The following is a 22,809-nucleotide window of genomic DNA, read 5'->3' as shown; positions in this document are numbered from 1 at the left end:
TGTAGCTACGATATTATCTAATTCGGGATTATAATTTCTTTTGATTAATCTCTTTATTTAATTTTTGTATTTTTAATTTCTGCTTTGCGTTTCTTTTTACATGTAAGTGTTATTAAACCTTATCTAATCATGTAATTTCTCAAAGTTCTATCGTTTATATATAACCCATTTTGAGATAAAATGATTGCTATTTTTCTGCTTCCATAAAATCCTTTGCTGTTATTAAAAATATCAATTACTTTATTTTTCAAATAGTCAAATTTATAATTCCTTTCTTTTTACGTAATATAAAAAGTTGTTCTATGTATTGTAGAAATTTTTGATCTTAAAGTATTATTTAATGACTTAATTTTCTTTACAGAGTTTTTATTCTTTATTATTTCTTTGTTCTTTAATTCAAGCTTCAATTATTTCATTTTTTGTTTTCATTTAATTTATCAATAATTGAAGGAATATCAGAATCATCTCTTTTTGGCGGTCTAAAATTACCTGCTTTTCTTTGTAGTGCTTTCATACCTTTATTATCTAAAAAAAACTTTTATTTCTAATTCTTTTAGACCAACCTCTTTTCCAGTTATTTTTAAATACTCTATAGCTGCTTTATTAATACTTAATTCATCATTTATTTTTATAATATTTATTCTTTGTTTTTTTGTTAAAAATTTAGACATAAAAAAATCTACCTTTCTTTTTCAGAAATGTAAATTTTATTTTTCCCAGTTTATTGCTTACTTTAATCAAATAATGATGATTATAGTAATTGTTGCAACTAGTTTAACTGCTATTAATTTATTAAATATAATATTTGCATGAAGATTAAAATTATCTAAAAATAGAGTTATTTAAATACTATTTATAGTTACATCAGTAATATCAATTAATATTTTTAGTTGAATTTGATCATTAGTATATTTAATTAGTGATAAAAAAGCTATTTTTTAACCTATGGTTATAGCTTATTTTAATGTCAAAAAAGGGTCAAAAAGTAGTGTTTTTGGCCTTTTTTTTTTTTTTTTGGTAAATTCAATAAAAAAAGACGAAAAAATTCCCATTTTGGAGTTTTTTTTGAATTAATAATCTAAAATTGGAGTATTTATTGTAAAAAAACAATTAAATATGGGGGTTTATATGAAAAAATTATTAGCATTATTAGTGGTTGTTACATTAACAACAAACGTTGTTGTAGCTGGTGTAGCTATAGCTAATGCAGACAAGAAAAAGCAAAACGATATTAGAATCTTGCAATCAAAATTGGAAGCAATTTTAAAATCAAAAACTGATGCAAAATGAGATGTATCAGAATTACAAAAAAAAGTAGATACTGAATTTGGTGAAGGTGAAATTACAGTTTCATTTAAAGACTATACTAAAGTAACAAGTATAGCTAAAGCTGAATTTATATTTAAAGCAAATAATAAAAAATATACAGGTCAATTAACATTAACTCAAACTTATGAAGTAAAAGATAATAAAGCTGAAGATATTTCAGTTATTTCAACAAGACTGACAAGCATTCTATCTGAAAAACCTCATGATGAATGAACTGTTACTGATTTACAAACTAAGATAGATTCTGAATTTGGAAATGGTGAAATAGCAGTTTCTGGTGGAACTTATAGTGACGATAATAACTATACTGGTGAAACAAAGAAAAAAGCTGAATTTACATTTACAGGTAATGCAACAACAGATCCAGAAAATACATTAAAGTATATAGGTGAAATAACATTAACTCATACATATACAAAACAAACTGTAATTAGCAATGCACAAATAAATACTGTTGTTACTGATTTAGCAAATCACGATAAATTTGATAATAAAGAAGCTGCTAAATCAGCTATTGAAGCTGCATTTGCTTATAAAGAAGCAGCAAGTGATGCAGAACCAACAGGAATTAAAGGTATTGAAAAAGCTGAGGCTAAATATAATAAATCTGTTGAAGATGATAAATCAAGTTTTACAGTTACTTTAACATTATCAACTGGTTATGTTTTAGAACAAACAACTAACACAGTAGAAGTTACTGTAAATTTAATGTCAAGAACAGATATATCAACTAATGAAGAATTTAAACAAGAATTAACAAGTTTTGTTAATGATGAAGCACATAAAAATCAAGCTTGAACTAAAGATGGATTGCAATCTGCATTAAATACTAAATATGGTTCTGAAGAATTTGATGTTACTGAAGATGATTCAACTGTAACTTATGATAATTCTGAACTAGGTAAAAAAACAGAAAAATTTGTTATTACAGGTCAAGGTTCAAAAGAAAATAACAAACAATATCAAGGAGAACTTAAAGTTACTCATGATTATAAAGTTACTGCCAATATAAGTACAATTAAAAATGAATTAGAAACTATCTTAAAGGATAAAGATTATGAAGAAAAAACATGAACTCTAGATGAATTGCAAAAAGCTGTTGATACTGAATTTAATAAAGGGCAAATTACAGTAGAGGAAGTTATTCTGTTAAAAGATGATAATTCAAATGTAGTAAAAAATACAAAAGAATGAAAATTTATTGGTAATTCTAATGATGAAAACGAATTTGTTTATACAGGAGATGTAACTTTACCTCATACTTGAAAATCATATAAAGTTTTAGCTAGTGATATTCAAACAGCGGCTGAAGTTGCTATTAACGGAAAATCATATGCAAACATTGAAGCAGCTCAAGAAGATATTACAAATGCAGTACAAGCTATTACTGGTGTTGATAGTGTTATTTATCCAACAGAAACACCAAAAGACTGAAACGATGAAACAATTAAATTTACTGTTACATTTAAAGAAAATTATGTAATTGAAGGAAAAAATGATTTTAGTGTAAAAGCTAGAGTTGGTAATTCTTCACAAAATTTAGCAGATATTATTAAAGCTGATGATTTAAAAATTTCAGCTGCTAAAGGAAATGATGCTTCAGCTGTTAAAACACAAATTGAAACTGTGTTAACTGCAGCTGGATTAGTAAATGGAACTGATTATGTAGACTTTACAGTTGCTCGTACTGATGATGAAGCAACAACAAGTGTTGAAATAACAGGAAAAGGTTCAGATAAAGTTGTTGATGGTTCTAAAGTAACTTTTGTTGTAACTTGATCAACAGACTTTTCAAAAGATTTAGCAGATATTATTAAAGCTGATGATTTAAAAATTTCAGCTGCTAAAGGAAATGATGTTTCAACTGTTAAAACACAAATTGAAACTGTGTTAACTGCAGCTGGATTAGTAAATGGAACTGATTATGTAGACTTTACAGTTGCTCGTACTGATGATGAAGCAACAACAAGTGTTGAAATAACAGGAAAAGGTTCAGATAAAGTTGTTGATGGTTCTAAAGTAACTTTTGTTGTAACTTGATCAACAGACTTTTCAAAAGATTTAGCAGATATTATTAAAGCTGATGATTTAAAAATTTCAGCTGCTAAAGGAAATGATGTTTCAACTGTTAAAACACAAATTGAAACTGTGTTAACTGCAGCTGGATTAGTAAATGGAACTGATTATGTAGACTTTACAGTTGCTCGTACTGATGATGAAGCAACAACAAGTGTTGAAATAACAGGAAAAGGTTCAGATAAAGTTGTTGATGGTTCTAAAGTAACTTTTGTTGTAACTTGATCAACAGACTTTTCAAAAGATTTAGCAGATATTATTAAAGCTGATGATTTAAAAATTTCAGCTGCTAAAGGAAATGATGTTTCAACTGTTAAAATACAAATTGAAACTGTGTTAACTGCAGCTGGATTAGTAAATGGAACTGATTATGTAGACTTTACAGTTGCTCGTACTGATGATGAAGCAACAACAAGTGTTGAAATAACAGGAAAAGGTTCAGATAAAGTTGTTGATGGTTCTAAAGTAACTTTTGTTGTAACTTGATCAATAGACTTTTCAAAAGATTTAGCAGATATTATTAAAGCTGATGATTTAAAAATTTCAGCTGCTAAAGGAAATGATGTTTCAGCTGTTAAAATACAAATTGAAACTGTGTTAACTGCAGCTGGATTAGTAAATGGAACTGATTATGTAGACTTTACAGTTGCTCGTACTGATGATGAAGCAACAACAAGTGTTGAAATAACAGGAAAAGGTTCAGATAAAGTTGTTGATGGTTCTAAAGTAACTTTTGTTGTAACTTGATCAACAGACTTTTCAAAAGATTTAGCAGATATTATTAAAGCTGATGATTTAAAAATTTCAGCTGCTAAAGGAAATGATGTTTCAGCTGTTAAAACACAAATTGAAACTGTGTTAACTGCAGCTGGATTAGTAAATGGAACTGATTATGTAGACTTTACAGTTGCTCGTACTGATGATGAAGCAACAACAAGTGTTGAAATAACAGGAAAAGGTTCAGATAAAGTTGTTGATGGTTCTAAAGTAACTTTTGTTGTAACTTGATCAACAGACTTTTCAAAAGATTTAGCAGATATTATTAAAGCTGATGATTTAAAAATTTCAGCTGCTAAAGGAAATGATGTTTCAACTGTTAAAACACAAATTGAAACTGTGTTAACTGCAGCTGGATTAGTAAATGGAACTGATTATGTAGACTTTACAGTTGCTCGTACTGATGATGAAGCAACAACAAGTGTTGAAATAACAGGAAAAGGTTCAGATAAAGTTGTTGATGGTTCTAAAGTAACTTTTGTTGTAACTTGATCAACAGACTTTTCAAAAGATTTAGCAGATATTATTAAAGCTGATGATTTAAAAATTTCAGCTGCTAAAGGAAATGATGATTCAGCTGTTAAAACACAAATTGAAACGGTGTTAACTGCAGCTGGATTAGTAAATGGAACTGATTATGTAGACTTTACAGTTGCTCGTACTGATGATGAAGCAACAACAAGTGTTGAAATAACAGGAAAAGGTTCAGATAAAGTTGTTGATGGTTCTAAAGTAACTTTTGTTGTAACTTGATCAACAGACTTTTCAAAATATTTAGCAGATATTATTAAAGCTGATGATTTAAAAATTTCAGCGGCTAAAGGAAATGATGCTTCAGCTGTTAAAATACAAATTGAAACTGTGTTAACTGCAGCTGGATTAGTAAATGGAACTGATTATGTAGACTTTACAGTTGCTCGTACTGATGATGAAGCAACAACAAGTGTTGAAATAACAGGAAAAGGTTCAGATAAAGTTGTTGATGGTTCTAAAGTAACTTTTGTTGTAACTTGATCAACAGACTTTTCAAAAGATTTAGCAGATATTATTAAAGCTGATGATTTAAAAATTTCAGCTGCTAAAGGAAATGATGTTTCAACTGTTAAAACACAAATTGAAACTGTGTTAACTGCAGCTGGATTAGTAAATGGAACTGATTATGTAGACTTTACAGTTGCTCGTACTGATGATGAAGCAACAACAAGTGTTGAAATAACAGGAAAAGGTTCAGATAAAGTTGTTGATGGTTCTAAAGTAACTTTTGTTGTAACTTGATCAACAGACTCAGGTAATGGTGAAGAACCAGAATCAGAAGCTCTTTCTATATTCTCATACTCAATAATTTCAGATAAATATTCTAACTAATTAGTTAACTATTTATTAATAATAAGTAAAAGAACTCAAGTAGTTCTTTTTTATTTATTCAGACTAAACACTAAAAAATTTATGTTAAAATATAATAATTTATTAAATTAAAAAGAGAGTATATATGATTAAAAAATTACATTTTAAAAGTCTTAAAGACTTAATTGATAACTTAAAACAAAACAAAAACATTATTGGAATTATTCAATGTGGAAGTCGTGACTATTTAAATCAAGATCAAAACCAACAAGGTGATTATGATTTAACAATTGTTTTAAATAAAACTATTACACCAAATATTACAGGTATGCATTTTTACGTTAATGATATTCCTGTTGATTGTATGATTAAAACAATTGATCAGTTTTATTTACAAACTAATAATGTTTTTGACTTAATGCATTTAAATGGAGTTATTATTCATGATACTAATAATGAAGTTAATAAAGCATTAGATTATTTTATTAAACATAATAATAAAGTTATTAATAATCAATTGCTAATAGATAAATACAATCAGGTAAATTTAATCTTACATTTAAGATAATACAAGAAAAAGATAATAAGTTATTTAAACTAGTACAAGAATATGAAAATACTACTGATGAAAACATAATGTTTGAATTAATTGACCAAATCTTTTCATATATGTTAGAACCTTATAATGGTTATTGAAAACAAGATGAAATTTTATTTAGAAAAGATATTAATACTAAAAAAGAAGATGAAGAAATGTTAATTAATTATATTTTTAATAAATAATTATTTTATTCTTAATTTTTTAATTTTATTTTGTAATAACAATATGAAGTTAGAAAAGAGGTAATTATGCAAAAACTAAAAGTTGATGAATTAAAAGATATAAAAGGTGGAGCTGCTTCAGGAGCGTTGTTAAATGGAATAGGTTCTATTATTGGTAAAACGGGTGATTTTATTATTGATGTAGCAATGTTACCATTTGCTTATATAGAAGCTGCTAAAGGGCATGATAAAGCAAAATTTAAAATAGGTAATTCTAGTTTTGAATTTGATGATACAACTTCTGTTAAGCTAAATGCTAATAGTAATATTTCAGATAATATAGTTAAACTAGAAACTATGAGATCATTTGATAATAGTTTAATCAATCAAAATAATAATTTAGAAATGTCACAACCTATTAATACAACTTTAGATGCTAATATAGGTAAAGATATGGTTTTTAATAAGTATTTTGGTTAAAAACAAGTAAATATATTAAGTAGTTAATCTCTTTAGTTGAATTATATATTGGTTTGTAGTATCATTTAAATGTTGAAATCAAGTTTCAACCGCTCTTAATTAATACGTACATAAGTAGATTTATATCTCACGTATAAAGGCGAGTCTAGACTGGAGGATAAATATGTTCGCAATTATAAAAACAGGTGGAAAACAAATTAAAGTTGAAGCTGGAATGGAAATCTTTATCGAAAAATTAGAAGGTGAATTAAACACTGAAGTTACTTTCGAAGAGGTTTTAATGGTTGATGGAAAATTTGGTAGCCCATTAGTACAAGGTGCTAAAGTTACTGGTACAATCGTTAAACAAGGTAAAGGTAAAAAAATTCGTGTAGTTAGATACCACCCTAAGAAAAACGTTAATAAAGTTTATGGTCACAGACAACCATATACAAAAGTAAAAATTGAAAAAATTGAAGCTTAATTATGATTAAAGTCAAAATTAAAAATGAAGGTGAATTGTTAAAACAATTTGAAATATCAGGGCATGCTGAATCTGGACCTTACGGACAAGATCTTGTATGTGCAGCTGTTTCAGGAATTACATTTGGAGCATTAAATGCTTTAGATATTCACTTTTCAAAAGAAGTTGATTTAAAAGTTTTAGAAAATAAAATTGTTATTACAAATAACAATATAGAAAATCAATCTTTACAAACAATGTTGAAAATGTTGAAAATACAATTATCAACAATACAAACACAATACAAACAGTTTATAGAAATTATGGAGGTATACTAATATGCGTTTTATATTAAATTTACAATTCTTCGCTTCTAAAAAAGGAGTAGGGTCAACTAAAAACGGTCGTGACTCAGAATCAAAACGTTTAGGAGCTAAAAAAGCTGATGGACAATTCGCAAACGCAGGTTCAATCATCTTTAGACAAAGAGGTACAAAAATTCACCCAGGTCAAAATGTTGGACGTGGTGGAGATGATACTTTATTTGCATTAGTATCAGGAATCGTTAAATATGAAAAATTTGGAAAAGGTCGTACAAGAGTTAAAGTTGTAGCTCCTGCTGAATAATTATTCATAAAAATCAATTAGTCGATTACTCGACTAATTTTTTTTGTTTATTTTGTTAAAATAATATAAACACTAAAGAGGTATAAAATGGTAAAAATGTTAATTATTATACTTTGTATAATCATAACTTTATTTGTTATTGGAACAATAACATTTTTATTTACGTTTAAAAAGAATCGGATTGATTCACCAGACGCTCAAATAAGGAAAAATGAAGAGTTATTAAGCACTAATCGTAAGGTATGAATGAGAAATACTAAAAGAACTGTTTTAGTATCAAAATATGACTATTATGAAAGTTTTGAAGAGTTTCCTTTTAACTCAGAGTTTAATAATACAAAAGAATATTTATTAAAAAATAATTTTTCTTTTACAACAACAAATGATGTAATTAAAGAATTAAATGAAGCACAATCAAAAATATTGAATTTTTGATTAGTTGAACAAAAAAAACTATTAAAAGCATTTGATCAAACTGGTTTAGAAGATAATTATCAAAATCGAAACTTTTTAATGAAATTTTATAATGAATCTTTAAATATATATATGAAAGTAGTTACTCAAGGTTTTGTACCAAGAATATTAAAAGCTAAAATAGATTTCTTAAAAGGAGATGCATTATTAGATATTGATAAAGAAGTCAATTTAATGCATTCATGATTTGCAAAAGCTATTGATGATTTAATTAATGAATTATATAAACAATCTGGAGTTTATCAACAATCAGAAACATTCAATAATCAATATCAACAATATACATATCACCAACAAAAACAATCAAAAATGTCAGATCAGTTCAGTGATATTAACTGAGCTTATCAAACACTTGGTGTAAATGAAAAATCAACAAGTGATGAAATTAAAAAACAATATCGTAAATTAGCAATGACTTATCACCCAGACAAAAATAAAACAGCAGAAGCAAAAGATAAAATGGTTGAGATAAATCGAGCTTATCAATTTTTAAAATCAATTAACAAAGTTAATTAAGGAGAATATTATGGAAATTAACAACAAATTATTATTAGATAAATATTTCACAGAAGCTTTAGAAAAAACTAAAGAATTAATTAGAATACCATCAGTATTAGCAGATCCAATTGGAAATATGCCTTTTGGAAAAGGAGTTAATGATGCATTAGACTATATTTTAAATTTAGGTAATGAATTAGGTTTTGAAACATATCGTGATGAAACTAATAAATATGGGTTTTTAGAATATGGTGAGGGAAAAGAATTATATGTAATCTTATGTCATTTAGATGTAGTTCCTGCTGGAGATATGTCAGAATGAGTTACTAATCCTTTTGAACCAATTGAAAAAGATGGTAAATTAATTGGACGTGGTTCTATTGATGACAAAGGCCCAACAATGATGAATCTATATGCACTTAAATACTTAAAAGATCATAATTGAAAATCAGATACTTATAAAATTAGAATGATTTTTGGATTAAGTGAAGAAACAACATGAGAATGTATGGAAAAATATGTAGCAGATCATGGTATTGCTTCTGCTGGTTATGTGCCTGATGGTTTATTCCCTTGTGTATATGCAGAAAAGTGAATTAATAATATGGATGTTATTGCTAATGTACCTTGTGATTTTGAAATTAAAGGTGGAGAAGCTTACAACATGATTTGTGATAAGGTTTCATATAAAGGACCTAGAATTGATGAGATTAAAGCTAAATTAGATACAATGAAAGATATTCATACTTCAATTAATAATGATGAATTAATTGTTAAAGGAAAACCTGGTCATGCTTCTACTCCTCATGTTGGAGTTAATGCTGCATCTCACTTAGCATTTGCTATGAATGAATTAGGTATTAAACACCCTTTAATTCAATTTATTGCAAAAGAAGCTCATTTAAATTTCAACATGTCTAATATCTTTGATAACATTGCTGATGAAACTGGAGATTTAACTCAAAACATTGGAATCATTGATATTAAAGACGGAAAAGGAATGTTTACATTTAACTTTAGAATACCTGTTTTATCAGAACCTAAAGCTAAATTCTTTCCAATCATTGAAGAAGCATTTAATAAATATGGTTTAGATCATACTAAACAAAGAATTGAAGATGCAGTGTACTTCCCAAAAGATGGTGAAGTTGTTAAAAACATTATGCAAGTTTATCAAGAAATTACTGGAGATATGATCAGTCAACCTCAAGCAATGGGTGGAGGAACTTATGCTAAAACTATGCCTAACTTAATTGCGTTTGGAGCTGTTATGAGTTTAGAAGATTCACCTATGCATGACTATAATGAATTTGCTACTATTGAAGAGTTGCAAAAAATGATTAAAATATATGCTAAAGCAATAACAAAGTTAGCAAAGTAGAAGGAAAAAAATGTTAGTTTGTTTAAAATGTAAAAATGATATTTTGCCAACACATAAGTATATTCAAAATAGTGTAGGTATTTATCACTTGGATTGTTATAATAAAATTCAAAAAATGTTAAAGTATTCTATTTTAGTTGGAATAGTTTTTTCTATTTTAGTTACAATAGCAGTTATTGCTATAGTAGTTGTAGTTTAACAAAATAAAAAATATTAATAAGTAAAAAACAAAGATTTAACCAATTTTAAAGGTTAAACTTTGTTTTTTTAAGTTATATTTTTCCTAATATACAGTAAAAAATAAATACTGTTGTGTGAATTTAATTATTAAAGTTCAATAAACCTAAAATAATTAAAATAAAAACGTCAGAAAAACTGACGTAAATAACTAAATATAATTTTATTATTTATTTTTTTGAACTACTTGCAATTATTATTATTGAACATATTGTTCCAAATAAACCACCAAATAAGAAAACTAACACTCCAAATCCAGTTTTATTTTCATCTGTATAAGTTAATTTTTTAGTTTTAATAGTCATTGGAATCATTCATAGCAATGGAATTAAAACGAAGCCACTAATAATTGTTGAAACTAACATTAATCTATATGCAATAACCATATCAGTATTTATTATTTCAAAATCATTTCTTATTCTGTTACTATCAATTTCTATTGATAAGAAAATAATATTAATTATTAAAACTATTCCCAAAATAATTCAAGATAAAAAGAATGATATAGTGAAATAATGAAATAAGAATATACCCAATAATTGAAAAATTGAAAATAAGATCAAACCACAAATTAGGTAAATAAGTCATCAAACAGTTATTTTTTTATTTTTATTTGTATTAGTCATATTTTTTTTATAAAAATATGTAATTATTCAAAAACCTGTGCTTGTTAATAAACTCATAATTCAAGGTATGATTCAAGTCCATTCTCTTACAATAATTTCTTTACCAGTTTCATGATCAAAAAAAGATGTAACTCCAAGTCTAATACCATCTATCAAAAATAAAATTGTAAATAATGAAACAAGCGAAGCAGTAATTATTTGTAATAAAAATATTATTTTTTTTCTATTCATATTCTAAATCCCCTTTTCTATTTATAATTTTCAATTCTGTTTGTTATCAATAATATCCCTGATATTAAACCAAAAACTCCACCAAATAGTAATACTCAAATTCCAAAACCAGTTCGCTTTTCAAAATTATAAGCTAATCTTTTTGTTTTTAAAGTCATTGGTATTAATCAAATTAAAGGAATAATTAAAATAGCATAAATTATTGTTGAAGCAATTAAAAAATAATATGCAATTAAAATATCATTGTTAACAGAAACTTCCAATTTGTTTTTGTTATTTATTTGATTAATTTTTTCATAATCTGTTATTCCTTTTTCTTTTACAATAAGTACAATTGCTAAAATTGAATTAGTAAAAAAGAAAATAAAACCTATAAATATATTTAAATAACCTAGCAATGAAAGTTGATAATCATATTTATTAAATAATTCAATTGCTTCATATAAGTAATGTACTTTAAATATAAATAATAATATTGAACAAATTAATATAACCACAACATATGTTTTTATATTATTTTTAATTCTTTTTATAAGTAATATATAAGAAATAAGTCATGTTAATAGTAAAATAAAAATTAATAAAAACACAAAATTAAAACTTAAAAATAAAGTTTTAGCAATAAAAGTTAAATAAATTAAATCGTAAATGAAAAATAATCAAAAAACACATAAACCGAATAGATTAAGTCATGAAAAACTTCATCTTTTTTTCATATATTAGACCTCCTTAAATGTTATTATACCTACAATTTAAAAATAAATTTATTTTTCATTTTAAATTGTATAATCATACTTAAGAGGTGATTTATATCTTATTAGCATCAGGTTTATCAACATGAGGGGCAAATATGTTTTCATTTTTATGAACAATTATAGCCGTTTTTATTATTTGAGTAATTTTATTAATATTTTCAAGTCTTAATCGCCATTGAAAAATGAAAAATTTAACTGAAAAACAAACTATTTATTTAGAATATGTAAAGAATGAAAGAAAAGATCGCTATATAAAATTAAACTGAGCTTTATTTATTTCATTAATGTTTGGAATCTTTTTCATGATGATTCAATTAAACTTAACTCCTATTATTGTTGGTGATGTATTTCCTATTCATAATTTAGATTTATATATTGGTTGAGGAATGTATGGAGTTTGAGTCTTCTTAACTATAATAGCTATTTTAAATATTCTATATTCAGGTAGAAATATATGTAATGCAAATATGAAAATGAAAGATTCTATGGATGAAGAAGAATTCAAATTTTATGTAAGTAATTATATTAATAAAGTGAAAGTAAAAGATTTAATTGAAGAATAATTAGTAAGGGAAAATTGATAAATGAATTCAATATACAAAAAAGTTGACAATTTAAGTAGAGATAATAGAGAGACAACTTTTAAACAAATTGCTCAACAAATACTTAAAGATTTTTCAAAAGGTTTATTTAGAACACAAGATGAGTTAGCTAAAAAATGTTTTGTAAGTAAATCAACAATTACACAATTTGCTAAAATAGCTGAATGCACAGGATTTCGTGAGTTGCAAGTTAGATTGAAAATTGAATATGAAAATAATTTCACAGAAAAAAATGCAAATTACTCGAAACACTTAACTGTTAGAGAATATTATGTTTCATTTGAAAAATGAATTTCAGAAAATTATGATTTTTTAATAGAGTTTGCTAATGATATAAAGAAAAAAGAAGAAGTATTTTTATTTCCAAGTTTTCAAACACAATATGCATCAACTTTTTTGATTGATGTTTTAGAAAAACATGATTATCAAGCCAATATTTTTAATTTAGAAAAAGATTTAAATAAATTGAAAAAAATAGAATGAGAAAAGAAACTTGTTTTATTGATTTTAACCGGAAGAGATAATGGAAGTTTAAAATTAATTTATGAATACTTAACAAGTATTGGTTCTAAAGTTTATATAATTTGTTCAACGAACTGAAAATTTGATGATGATAATACTAAAGCTATGTATTTTGATAATAAGCTTTGTCAAAGAAATTATGTTGACAGAAATTTTTGATTAATAAACTTATTTAAATTATTAGAGGAATTATTAATGACAACAGAATACTAAACTAGTTTTTAGAAAACAAACTAGTTTAGTATTTTATTTTACTTTAGCATTTTTATAAAAAATGAGTTGAAATATATACAAAGGAGAATTTTATGAAATTTACAAAAGAAAATATTGTATTTCTTTTAGAAAATGTTGGTGGATCTGAAAATATTGAAAAAATAAGTCACTGTATTTCTAGAATGAGATTTAAACTTGTAGATATTACAAAAGCTAACACTGAGGAAATCAAAAAGCAAAAATGATGTAAAGGTGTTTTAATTGTTGGTGGTGAATATCAAGTTGTTATAGGAACAGAAATTGAAAGTTTTTATAAAATGTTTTTAAAAACAACTGGAATAAATGAAAACGCAAATGATGAGTTAAAAACTAAAAAACAAAAAATGACTTTTATTATGTTTGTTTCATCAATTTTTAGCCCAATAATGATTTTGCTTGTTGTATACGGAATGTGAGAAATGGTAAGAACGCCTTTCTTCTTATCTTCTAATTCAACAGAAATTCCAACATTAATTGAAATTAATAGTTTTATGGAATTAATTTCAAAAGGATTAAGTTGATTTATTGTTATGGCAGTTTGTTGAAGTACATTTAGAGTAATGGGAGGGACACCAATTATAGGTTTAGCAATTGGCGCAATTCTTATTAGTCCAATGTTAACACCTCTTTCAGCACTTGATCTTGATGGTGGTAAAACAATAATACAAGCAATGAATGAACATGGTTGAAAAATATTTGGAAACGCTGTTTTCCCATGAAAAGTTTCATTTGAAGGTTTAGTAATACCGATGATTTTTGTTGGTTTACTAGGAGTTTTCATTGAAAGAGGGATGAATAAAGTTAATTTAGGTGGAGCTAGAATGCTTATTCAACCAATGGTTGTTATTGCTGGAACAGTTATTGTAACTATGTTTACAATTGCTCCAGCAGGATTAATAATAACAAATTATATGTCTATATCATTTAACTTTTTAATGACACATAATATAACAAAATATATATTCTCACCATTAATAGGAATGCTATATGCACCAATGGTAGTATTTGGATTACATAGAACAATAACACCTATATTAATGCAAGATATATTAAAATTTAACGGTAGTTTTATAATGGGGTTAATGATCATTTCTAACATTTGTTTAGCTGTAGGTTGTTTAACATTTGGAAGATTAAACAAAAACTGTAAAGAAGTAAAAAATATTGCATATTCTAATGGTATTTCTGCATTTATCGCAGGAGTAACTGAGCCTGCTATTTATTCAATTTCTTTAAAATATCTTTTCCCTTTAATAGCTTCTGCTATAGGAACATATTTTGGATGCTTATTGTATACTTCAGCTGGAGTTTGAACAAATGCAGCACCTTTTGGTATTTTAGGAATAATCGGTTTTGCTTCAACTATACCACAAGGCATAAATGTAGAACAATGAGCTGGTGGTTCAATTGTTTGAGGAACACTAAGTGTAATTTTGGGAATATCAATAACAATATTTATGACAATAGTTTTAAGTCAAGTTAAATATTTTAAAGAAAGAACAAATAAAATACTTTTTGATGAATACGGATTTACTCCTGAATTAAAACAAAAAAGTATATTTAAATTTAAAGGTAATAAAAATGGAAAAATTAAGTAAAGATATAATGTTGGGAACTTCAATATCAGCTAATCAAGCAGAAGGTTCATGAAATATTAATGGTAAAGGTTTATCAATAGCTGAAATGCGTAGATATAATCCATCTTTGGATCAAAAAGATATTAATACTGAAAGAAAAATGACTGAAGATAAAATAAAAGAAGCTTTAGACCCTAATTCAAAATTTTATTATCCTAAAAAAAATGGAATAGATTTTTTCAAACATTTTAAAGAAGATATTAAACTATTAGCTGAAATGAATAACGATTGTTTTAGAACATCAATTGCATGAACAAGGATTTTTCCTAATGGAGATGAAACAGACCCAAATGAAGAGGGATTAAAATTTTATGATCAACTGATTGATGAATTAATAAAAAATAATATAGAGCCTATAATAACAATTTCTCATTATGAAATGCCTTATTATTTGGTTGAAAAATTTGGTGGATGAAAAAATAGAGCATTAATAGATTTTTATACAAAGTATGCAAAAACTTTACTAATTAGATTTAAAGATAAAGTTAAATACTGAATTCCTTTTAATGAAATGAATGCTGCAAATTATAGTGTTTGAGCTGGAGCTGGTTTAAGAGATGATGAACACGAAAATATTTTGGGTCTATCAATTTATGCTTTACACAATATTTTTGTTGCTAATGCTTCAATTATTAAAGAAGGTAGAAAAATAAACTCAGAGTTTAAGTTTGGATCAATGATTGCAACTTTATTATCTTATGCAGATGATTCAAACCCTTTAACTGTTTTGAAAGCTGATAAAGATCAACAAATGAAAATTTATGCTTATTTTGATGTACTACATCGTGGTGAATATCCTAAATATGCATTAAATCTTTATAAATCTTTTGGTATGAATTTAAAAATTAGTGAAGAAGATAGAATTGTGCTAAAAGAAAATACATGTGACTTTGTTGGATTTAGTTATTACATGTCAGGTGTTGTTAGTTTAAATGAAGATTCATTAACTGAAGGAAATTTAGTTAAAGTTGGAAAAAATAAACACTTGAAAGAAAATGACTGGGGTTGACAAATTGACCCTGTAGGATTAAGAATATTAATGAATAGATTATATGATAGATATCAAAAGCCTTTATTCATTTTAGAAAATGGTGTTGGATTTAAAGAAGAAAATCCAAATTTAGAAATGATTAATGATGATTATAGAATTGAATATTTAAAATCACATTTACAACAAGTTCAAAAAGCTGTTGATGATGGTGTTGAATGTATTGGTTATACAATGTGAAGTCCTTTTGATATTGTTTCTCATGGAACTAGTGAAATGGCAAAAAGATATGGTCTTATATATGTGGATCAAGATGATATGGGTAATGGAACTAAAAAAAGAATACCTAAAAAATCATATTACTGATTTAAAGAAGTTTGTGAAAAAAGAGAAATTTAAAACCCTTACGGGTTTTTTGTTTTGTTACAAATATATATATTTGACTTTATTAATTTTAATTGTTAAAATATTTTAAATTAAATTAAACATACTATAAGGGGACAAACAAATGAAGTTTTTATTATCATTTTTAACGGCTTTGACTATTGGTCAAGGTTCATTTAATATTGTTGAATTGGCTAATTTTTCAATCAATTCAAATAAAAATTATGAAATATTAGAGTATGAGGCAATGAATAGAGCAGCTTTAACATTTGGCACAAAAGTAAGACAATCCTATTTTGATCAAAAAGATGGCATTACTACATGAACAGGAAATTATACAGATCCAAATAATAAGAAAGTAAAAGTACAAGGTTTATCAAAAACTAAAATGAACTCACAAATGAGTGGTCCAACAAAAGAAGTTGCCTACGTCTACAAAGCAGGCACTAATAAGAATACAACACCACTTGATGTTTCAGGAAAAACAATATTCTATGGAGATGATAAAATATCTTATTATTTTGATGACTCTAAAATATATAAATTTGAATGATTAAATGATCAACCAAGTAATTATGGTTTAGTTGGTGGACTTGGTGGCATAATTGGTGGAGTTGGTGGAATACTTGGTGGAGTTGGTGGAATACTTGGCGGAGTTGGGCAACTTTTACTTCCATCTGCGCCTAAACCAAAACCAATAACAGGATCTGAACAAGTTCAACTTGAAGTTTACAATAGATCTATTAAAAGTGTAAAATATAATTCATTTGATAATTCTTTAATTTATTCTACGTTAGATGATAATGGAAAAGATTGACAAATTAATAAAATTTACATCAATAAATCAGAAGAAATTACTTTAGCATCTGGAACAAGTAATTATGGAAATTATCCAATTGTATCTATTGAAGATAATTCAAGTAATACATATTTTATGGTTGATGGAGAGGTTTCTATTTATAGAGAAGAAAAAACAGAAAATCAAGTTGAAGTTATAGCAAATATTGAAAAATATAAACAATTACAAGCCTATAATATTTTTGTTGATACAGAAGGCATGTATATAGGTTTATCAGAAAGTAAAAATACTAATTTTGAAGCTCATGAATCAGGTGAAATTAAAAAGACTGCTAAAACTTTATATATTGATAGAAGCAATGATGAAGTTTCATATCCTAGTGATGGAGATGGATATATCAGAGATGTTCAATGAGTTAACCGAATAACTAAATATGTTATCTATGATTCAAAAACTATTGTTAAATCGAACTCATATTCTGCATCAAAGTATATTATTGATGGTACTAAATTGAACCCTAATTTAACAGTTCGATATGAGGACGGTTTGCCAAGATATAGTGGTATGTTTGATTATGGTGTTATGTACCAAGCAGATGAAACATATAAAACTGTGACTGCCAAAAACAAACCAACAACAGATAGAGCTCAAGTTAATAGAGTGTTTAACGATAAATTTCAAGAAACTCTTAGATCATCTAATTTAATAGGAGCAAATTCATTAGATTGAAGTTTAGGATCAAAAGGTGAAGTTTATATTTGAAATGATGTCACAAAATCTAATAATTTATTAAAATTAACAGCTAAATCATATATAACAAAAGTTTTATTAGTTCATGAAGGAACTGAAACACCAGTTGAGAATGGTGTTATTTATAATAAAATTTCTGATGATGAACAATATTGAGAAATAAAAACACCTGATGAACATGATAGAGAAGGGTATGATTTATATGTTCAATTTTTTGATGAAGAAAAACAACCTAATAATGTCATTACTTCAATTCTTAAATTGAGACCAACCGATAGCGCCAAAATTGATTTAGCTAATGCAGAAAATTCAATTGAAGGTAAAATCAATCCATCAAATGAAATAAAAGATACCGAAATTTTGGCTTCATTATCAAAAGTTACAGAAACAAAAATAACAAATGAAGATGTAACAATAAAAATTCAACCATCAACATATGAAAAAGATGGTGAAATACAAATAGAAGCTAATCCATCTTCTAAGCTTGTTATGAATCAACAAAAAATTTTAATACCTCATTTAGTTTATGATATTTCAAAAACTAAATTTACTAATGAAGATACTGATAGAACCAAAATTGTAAACACAATAGTAGCTCAATCTATAAATGGTAAAAGTCAATTAACAACTGATCTAGTAGAAAATCAGTTAGAAGAATTAAAAATAGCTAATCCAGCCATTGGTAAGAACGGATCAATATCTGTAAAAGCAAAAGAATCAGCTTTGCAAATAAAAGGTGAACAAACTATTATTCTACCTGCAACTAATGCAATTGATTTATCAAAATTAGATTTTAACAAAAAACCACTTTCTAATACAACTTCTGACGCAGAAATTATTCAAACAATAAATGAATTAATTAAAGAGAACCTTAATCAACCAATTGTTAAAGTTGAAATCAATGCTGATGATATTGATATTGAAAGAGTAAAAAGTGCAAAAGTTGGAGAAGAAGGGTACATAGTTGTAAAAGCTAAACCGGTATCAATTAATGTTAGCAATTTTAATACATTCACAATTGAGCAATTGAAATATAATTTAAAAGACTTTAAAATTGCTGATTCATCAAATTTAACTGACAAAAATGAAATATTAAGAAGATTAAAATTAATAACAGGATTAAGTAGTGTTACAGAGCAAGATTTTAACTTTAAAATCAATAATTCAACATTAGAAAAAGAAGGTAAAATTACTTTAACCGCAACAGATGATTCAAAACTTCTTCAAAATAATAAAGAAATTAATGTTCCAAAAATATTGAATCTTAATGAAACTGATTTATTTAAGGACTTTATTTTTTATGAGGATACGAATACTTATGATATTATGAGTTATTTACAAAATCAAAAACATTGAACTAATGTTGATTCGTCTTATATATCATTTGAACGTGTTAGTTCTTATTCATTAAAATATAAAATAACATCTTTAAAGTCTGAAATAATTGGATCTGACTTTGTTGGAGTAACCCAAGACAATCAATTTATAGAGGTTGATGTAAAACCAGCAAGAAAAGATTTATCAACATTGAATATAAAACCTTTAGACATTAAAAAAGTTGATGCATGAAATATTGATGGTAATACTAATGAAGAATTGATAATCAATTTAAAAAATCAAATAATGGAACAGTCAAAAGCAGAAATTAAAAATTCTGATATTAAATATGAAGATTTACATATTGAACTAATTGATAGATTTAACTTTAAAATTGTAGCAAATGATGATTCTGAAAATTATAAAGGTTCAATTGATGCTAAATACTATTTACAATACGATATAGCTGAGCATAAAGCAGAATTTAAAGATGGTATTTTTGTTAATCAAGAGGATATAGATAATATTAATAAACTTGAAGATGCATTAAAATTACAATACCAAAATACTGTTATTAATTGATCAGAAACAAAAATAAGTAAAAACGAAAGTGGAAATTTAATTGTTGAAGGTAAAGAAGAAACAAGTTTGTATTCTGGTAAATTAGAAGTTAAGGTTTCTCCAATACAAGATTTAAATTTAATAATAAATGTTTCTATTGACTCAATTCCAAAAAATAAGTTTAATGAAGCAGGAATAATTTCTATAATTAAAGAACAAAATAGCGATATTGTATGAAATCAAGTTATTACAGAAGTAGTAATTGATGGAGATAGTGCAAAAGTAGTTATTAAACCAATAGATAATTCAAAAATGTATATTGGTCAAGCTAACTTTGACTTCATTAAAAACAATACTACTATTAATACAAGAAATAATACAATAAGTATATTACTATGAATTCTAGCAGCACTTAATATAGTTGCAATTGCTATAGCAGCTATATTTATTAAAAAGAAAAAGAAAGATGAGAATTAAGATATGAAATTAATTAATAAAAATAATCTTAAAATATCAATTATTTTTCTATTGATTATTCTTTTTACTACTTTATTGATCATTTTTAAATTATTAAATAATGTTTATAATGGAAATCAAGAATGAAGTGAGGTAATTTCATCTGGATTTAACTCACAAGTTGTATCTAAATGATTTGAAAATACTAATCATTTTTTACAAGGTCCTATTGGTTTTTATTCTATGTTTCAATCTAAACTATATGTTGATTCAACTTTCTTAACTCCTATATTTTTAGATGCATTTATAAATTGAATGTATGTGATTATCCTAATAATTTTGTTAACTATACTTGTTTTACAGTTTTGATTTAAAAAACAAACAATAAAAACAAATGAAACTATAGTTCAAAAAAATAAAAGTTCATTATTAATTATTAAAGAAAAAGTTATTAGAGAAGATAAATTAATTAAGAAAACTAGTTATGATAAGGTATCAAAAAAATATTTAGTTGAAAGACTTACAGAAATGTATCCTGATTATAAAAAGAAAACTATTGATGAAATTGTTAAAAATTTATTTCAAAATGTTGAAAATCATTTAATAAGTGGAGAAGAAGTTATAATTGAAAACTTTGGAAAATTAATTAAAGTTGAAAAGCCGGTAAAACAAGCAATTAATCCATCAAATGGAGAAATTGTAGAAGTTCCCGCAACAACAATAATTAAATTTAAACCTTCACGTAATTTAAAATTAATTATGTCAGATACAAAATGAACTGGAATTAAATATAATAAAAAAACAATTGAAACGATAACAATTGAAGAGGAACAAAAATAAGCTTAGGCTTATTTTTTTCTATTTTAACCAAAAAATAAATAATGACAATATAAAAATAACATTATTTTAAAAATTAAAATAGTAATATAAAAGTAGGTAAGTTTTATACCTTAGAATGATAAAGAAAGTGAGCCAAAGTTGACAGTCTGTGCTTATTCTAGACTCTAAAAATAAAACAAAGAAATATTAAATAAAGGAGGATATATCCATGAGCGATATACTTTTTCGTTGCCCCAAATGTGGCGAAGAAATCACAAAAGATTCTTTTAAGAATCATAATTCAAACTGAACAGTTATTGAAAACTATTTAAGTGAATTAAAACAAAAGCAAGAGAATGAAATTCGAGTGCAACTTAAAAATGAATTAATAGCACAAATGAATGATAAACAGATTGCTGAAATTAGTTTAGTTAAACAAGAAATGCTAAATAACTTTAATAAACAATTAGAAAGCTTAAATATTTCAATTAATGAAAAAGATAATTTAATTAATAAATTAAATGAACAAAAGGCATTAGAAATAGATAAAGAAAGAAATGCTGTTATTAATGAGTTTAATGAAAAAATTAAAACATATGAATTGAACATTCAAAAACAACAAAATATGATTGATCAATTAAATCAACAAAAGATTGCAGAATTGAATGAAGCAAAAAGTAATTTATTAAATGAGTTTAATGATGTTAAAAATTCATTAGAGATTAAACTTGCAAATAAAGAAGTTGAAATTAAAGCTTTGGATCAAAAACTAAATCTTGAGATTGAAAAAAATAAAGAAGTTTTAATTAATCAATTTAGTCAAGAAATAAATAATTTAAAACTAGAGTTAAATAATAAAAAAATTGAATTAGAAAACTTTGCTATTCAAAAAGAAGCTGAATCAAAAACTAAAGAATTAACTTTAATAAATGATTATGATAAAAGAATAGCTGATTTAGTGCAAGCTAACCGTGAATTTAAAATTATTAATTCAAAACGAAAAGGTGAAAACTTTGAACATGAAGTGTATGAAGATTTAGTTAAAGCGTTTTCATTGTTTGATGGTATTGAAAAAATAACAACTGGTGAAAAGAAAGCAGATTACTTACAAACTATTAAAAATCATAAACGTGAAGAAATTGGAAAAATTGTTTATGAAGTTAAGAATGCGGAATGAAGTAATACTTGAATTCCTAAATTATCAACTGACGCTGCAAGTAATAACACTAAATATGGAATTTTAATTGCAACAAGTTTTAATGATAAATACCCAGGAATACCTTTTATGAGAAGTGATGAATATGAAAACATTTGAATAACTGATTCAGAAAGTTTTGTATTTGTCGGTCAAATCGTAAGAAGACTAGTTGAATTTGAAAATGAATATAATCAAAAAATTAAAACAGTTACTAAAGCTTCTGATAATGAATTACTAAAAGAATTAGAAAAACAAAAAGCTGAATTAAATGAATATTGAACGATTCAATTCCCAACAGCGTATAAAAAAATGCAAAAAGAATTAGAAGATCTTGATAAAGTGGCTGATAGTTTAGAAAGAAACTCATCAAGAATAAAAAAATCAATTAATGTTATTAATCAACAATTCTTTAATAAAGTACAAAAAGGATTATCAAGTATACTTGGAGAAATGAAAGCAGAATATTTATAATATAAAAAATTCAC

21 protein-coding genes and 1 other annotated feature are annotated in these 22,809 nt (G+C 25.6%); of the genes, 17 read left to right on the top strand and 4 right to left on the bottom strand.

From position 1 onward, the window contains the following. Positions 1–391: 391 nt before the first annotated feature. Both MFL_RS03705 and MFL_RS02360 read right to left on the bottom strand, forming a co-directional pair. Positions 392–514, bottom strand: a complete 123-nt coding sequence (locus tag MFL_RS03705; RefSeq protein ID WP_276323388.1) for a hypothetical protein — start codon at positions 512–514, stop codon at positions 392–394. Positions 515–521: 7 nt separating this feature from the next. After that, positions 522–671 (bottom strand): hypothetical protein, encoded by a 150-nt coding sequence (locus MFL_RS02360; RefSeq protein WP_164919791.1) that lies wholly within the window; start codon positions 669–671, stop codon positions 522–524. A gap of 457 nt (positions 672–1,128) precedes the next feature. Between MFL_RS02360 and MFL_RS02355 the strand changes: the two genes are divergently transcribed. From MFL_RS02355 to MFL_RS02310, 10 genes are all read left to right on the top strand, one after another. Then, positions 1,129–5,547, top strand: a complete 4,419-nt coding sequence (locus tag MFL_RS02355) for a hypothetical protein (protein ID WP_164919790.1) — start codon at positions 1,129–1,131, stop codon at positions 5,545–5,547. 124 nt (positions 5,548–5,671) lie between these two features. Next, on the top strand, positions 5,672–6,094 hold the full coding sequence (locus MFL_RS02350) for a hypothetical protein (RefSeq protein WP_011183342.1): 423 nt from the start codon (positions 5,672–5,674) through the stop codon (positions 6,092–6,094). Between the two features lie 68 nt (positions 6,095–6,162). Beyond that, complete coding sequence (locus MFL_RS02345; protein WP_164919789.1) at positions 6,163–6,309, top strand: hypothetical protein; 147 nt, start codon at positions 6,163–6,165, stop codon at positions 6,307–6,309. Between the two features lie 66 nt (positions 6,310–6,375). Beyond that, positions 6,376–6,768, top strand: a complete 393-nt coding sequence (locus MFL_RS02340) for a hypothetical protein (RefSeq protein ID WP_011183341.1) — start codon at positions 6,376–6,378, stop codon at positions 6,766–6,768. Between the two features lie 77 nt (positions 6,769–6,845). Next, positions 6,846–6,925 (top strand) — a sequence feature (ribosomal protein L21 leader region). Between the two features lie 6 nt (positions 6,926–6,931). Further along, entirely contained in the window at positions 6,932–7,231 is a 300-nt protein-coding gene (gene rplU / locus MFL_RS02335) for a 50S ribosomal protein L21 (RefSeq protein WP_011183340.1), read from the top strand. A 2-nt stretch (positions 7,232–7,233) separates the two neighbouring features. Then, positions 7,234–7,548: a ribosomal-processing cysteine protease Prp gene (locus tag MFL_RS02330; RefSeq protein ID WP_011183339.1), complete on the top strand. Its 315-nt coding sequence runs from the start codon at positions 7,234–7,236 to the stop codon at positions 7,546–7,548. Between the two features lies 1 nt (position 7,549). Continuing rightward, complete coding sequence (rpmA, locus tag MFL_RS02325) at positions 7,550–7,837, top strand: 50S ribosomal protein L27 (RefSeq protein ID WP_011183338.1); 288 nt, start codon at positions 7,550–7,552, stop codon at positions 7,835–7,837. A gap of 246 nt (positions 7,838–8,083) precedes the next feature. Beyond that, a complete protein-coding gene (locus tag MFL_RS03635) occupies positions 8,084–8,827 on the top strand; it encodes a DnaJ domain-containing protein (protein ID WP_207253446.1) in 744 nt (247 codons plus the stop codon). 10 nt (positions 8,828–8,837) lie between these two features. Further along, entirely contained in the window at positions 8,838–10,190 is a 1,353-nt protein-coding gene (locus MFL_RS02315) for a M20 family metallopeptidase (protein WP_011183336.1), read from the top strand. 10 nt (positions 10,191–10,200) lie between these two features. Next, the gene (locus MFL_RS02310) at positions 10,201–10,389 is read left to right on the top strand and encodes a hypothetical protein (RefSeq protein WP_011183335.1); all 189 of its coding nucleotides are present in this window, start codon (positions 10,201–10,203) and stop codon (positions 10,387–10,389) included. Positions 10,390–10,597: 208 nt separating this feature from the next. On the opposite strand, the gene MFL_RS02305 is transcribed toward MFL_RS02310, so the two are convergent. Next, positions 10,598–11,284 carry a hypothetical protein gene (locus MFL_RS02305; RefSeq protein ID WP_011183334.1) on the bottom strand — a complete coding sequence of 229 codons (687 nt, stop codon included), beginning with the start codon at positions 11,282–11,284 and terminating at the stop codon, positions 10,598–10,600. A gap of 17 nt (positions 11,285–11,301) precedes the next feature. Next, complete coding sequence (locus tag MFL_RS02300) at positions 11,302–12,000, bottom strand: hypothetical protein (protein ID WP_011183333.1); 699 nt, start codon at positions 11,998–12,000, stop codon at positions 11,302–11,304. A gap of 134 nt (positions 12,001–12,134) precedes the next feature. Between MFL_RS02300 and MFL_RS02295 the strand changes: the two genes are divergently transcribed. From MFL_RS02295 to MFL_RS02265, 7 genes are all read left to right on the top strand, one after another. Beyond that, positions 12,135–12,602 (top strand): hypothetical protein, encoded by a 468-nt coding sequence (locus MFL_RS02295; protein WP_011183332.1) that lies wholly within the window; start codon positions 12,135–12,137, stop codon positions 12,600–12,602. 21 nt (positions 12,603–12,623) lie between these two features. Next, on the top strand, positions 12,624–13,376 hold the full coding sequence (locus MFL_RS02290; protein WP_011183331.1) for a transcriptional regulator: 753 nt from the start codon (positions 12,624–12,626) through the stop codon (positions 13,374–13,376). Positions 13,377–13,468: 92 nt separating this feature from the next. Continuing rightward, positions 13,469–15,013: a PTS transporter subunit EIIB gene (locus MFL_RS02285; protein WP_011183330.1), complete on the top strand. Its 1,545-nt coding sequence runs from the start codon at positions 13,469–13,471 to the stop codon at positions 15,011–15,013. Further along, a complete protein-coding gene (locus MFL_RS02280) occupies positions 14,997–16,439 on the top strand; it encodes a glycoside hydrolase family 1 protein (protein ID WP_011183329.1) in 1,443 nt (480 codons plus the stop codon). The genes MFL_RS02285 and MFL_RS02280 overlap by 17 nt, the downstream gene beginning before the upstream one ends. A gap of 109 nt (positions 16,440–16,548) precedes the next feature. Then, complete coding sequence (locus MFL_RS02275) at positions 16,549–20,328, top strand: hypothetical protein (RefSeq protein WP_011183328.1); 3,780 nt, start codon at positions 16,549–16,551, stop codon at positions 20,326–20,328. A 3-nt stretch (positions 20,329–20,331) separates the two neighbouring features. Beyond that, positions 20,332–21,147, top strand: coding sequence for an HU family DNA-binding protein (locus MFL_RS02270; protein WP_011183327.1), 816 nt, complete (start codon positions 20,332–20,334; stop codon positions 21,145–21,147). 208 nt (positions 21,148–21,355) lie between these two features. After that, a complete protein-coding gene (locus MFL_RS02265) occupies positions 21,356–22,795 on the top strand; it encodes a DUF2130 domain-containing protein (protein ID WP_011183326.1) in 1,440 nt (479 codons plus the stop codon). The last annotated feature ends 14 nt before the right edge of the window (positions 22,796–22,809 follow it).

Origin of the sequence: Mesoplasma florum L1, assembly GCF_000008305.1 — a bacterium.
GTDB classification, from domain to species: domain Bacteria; phylum Bacillota_I; class Bacilli_A; order Mycoplasmatales; family Mycoplasmataceae; genus Mesoplasma; species Mesoplasma florum.
This window is presented reverse-complemented; position numbering and strand designations above follow the sequence as displayed.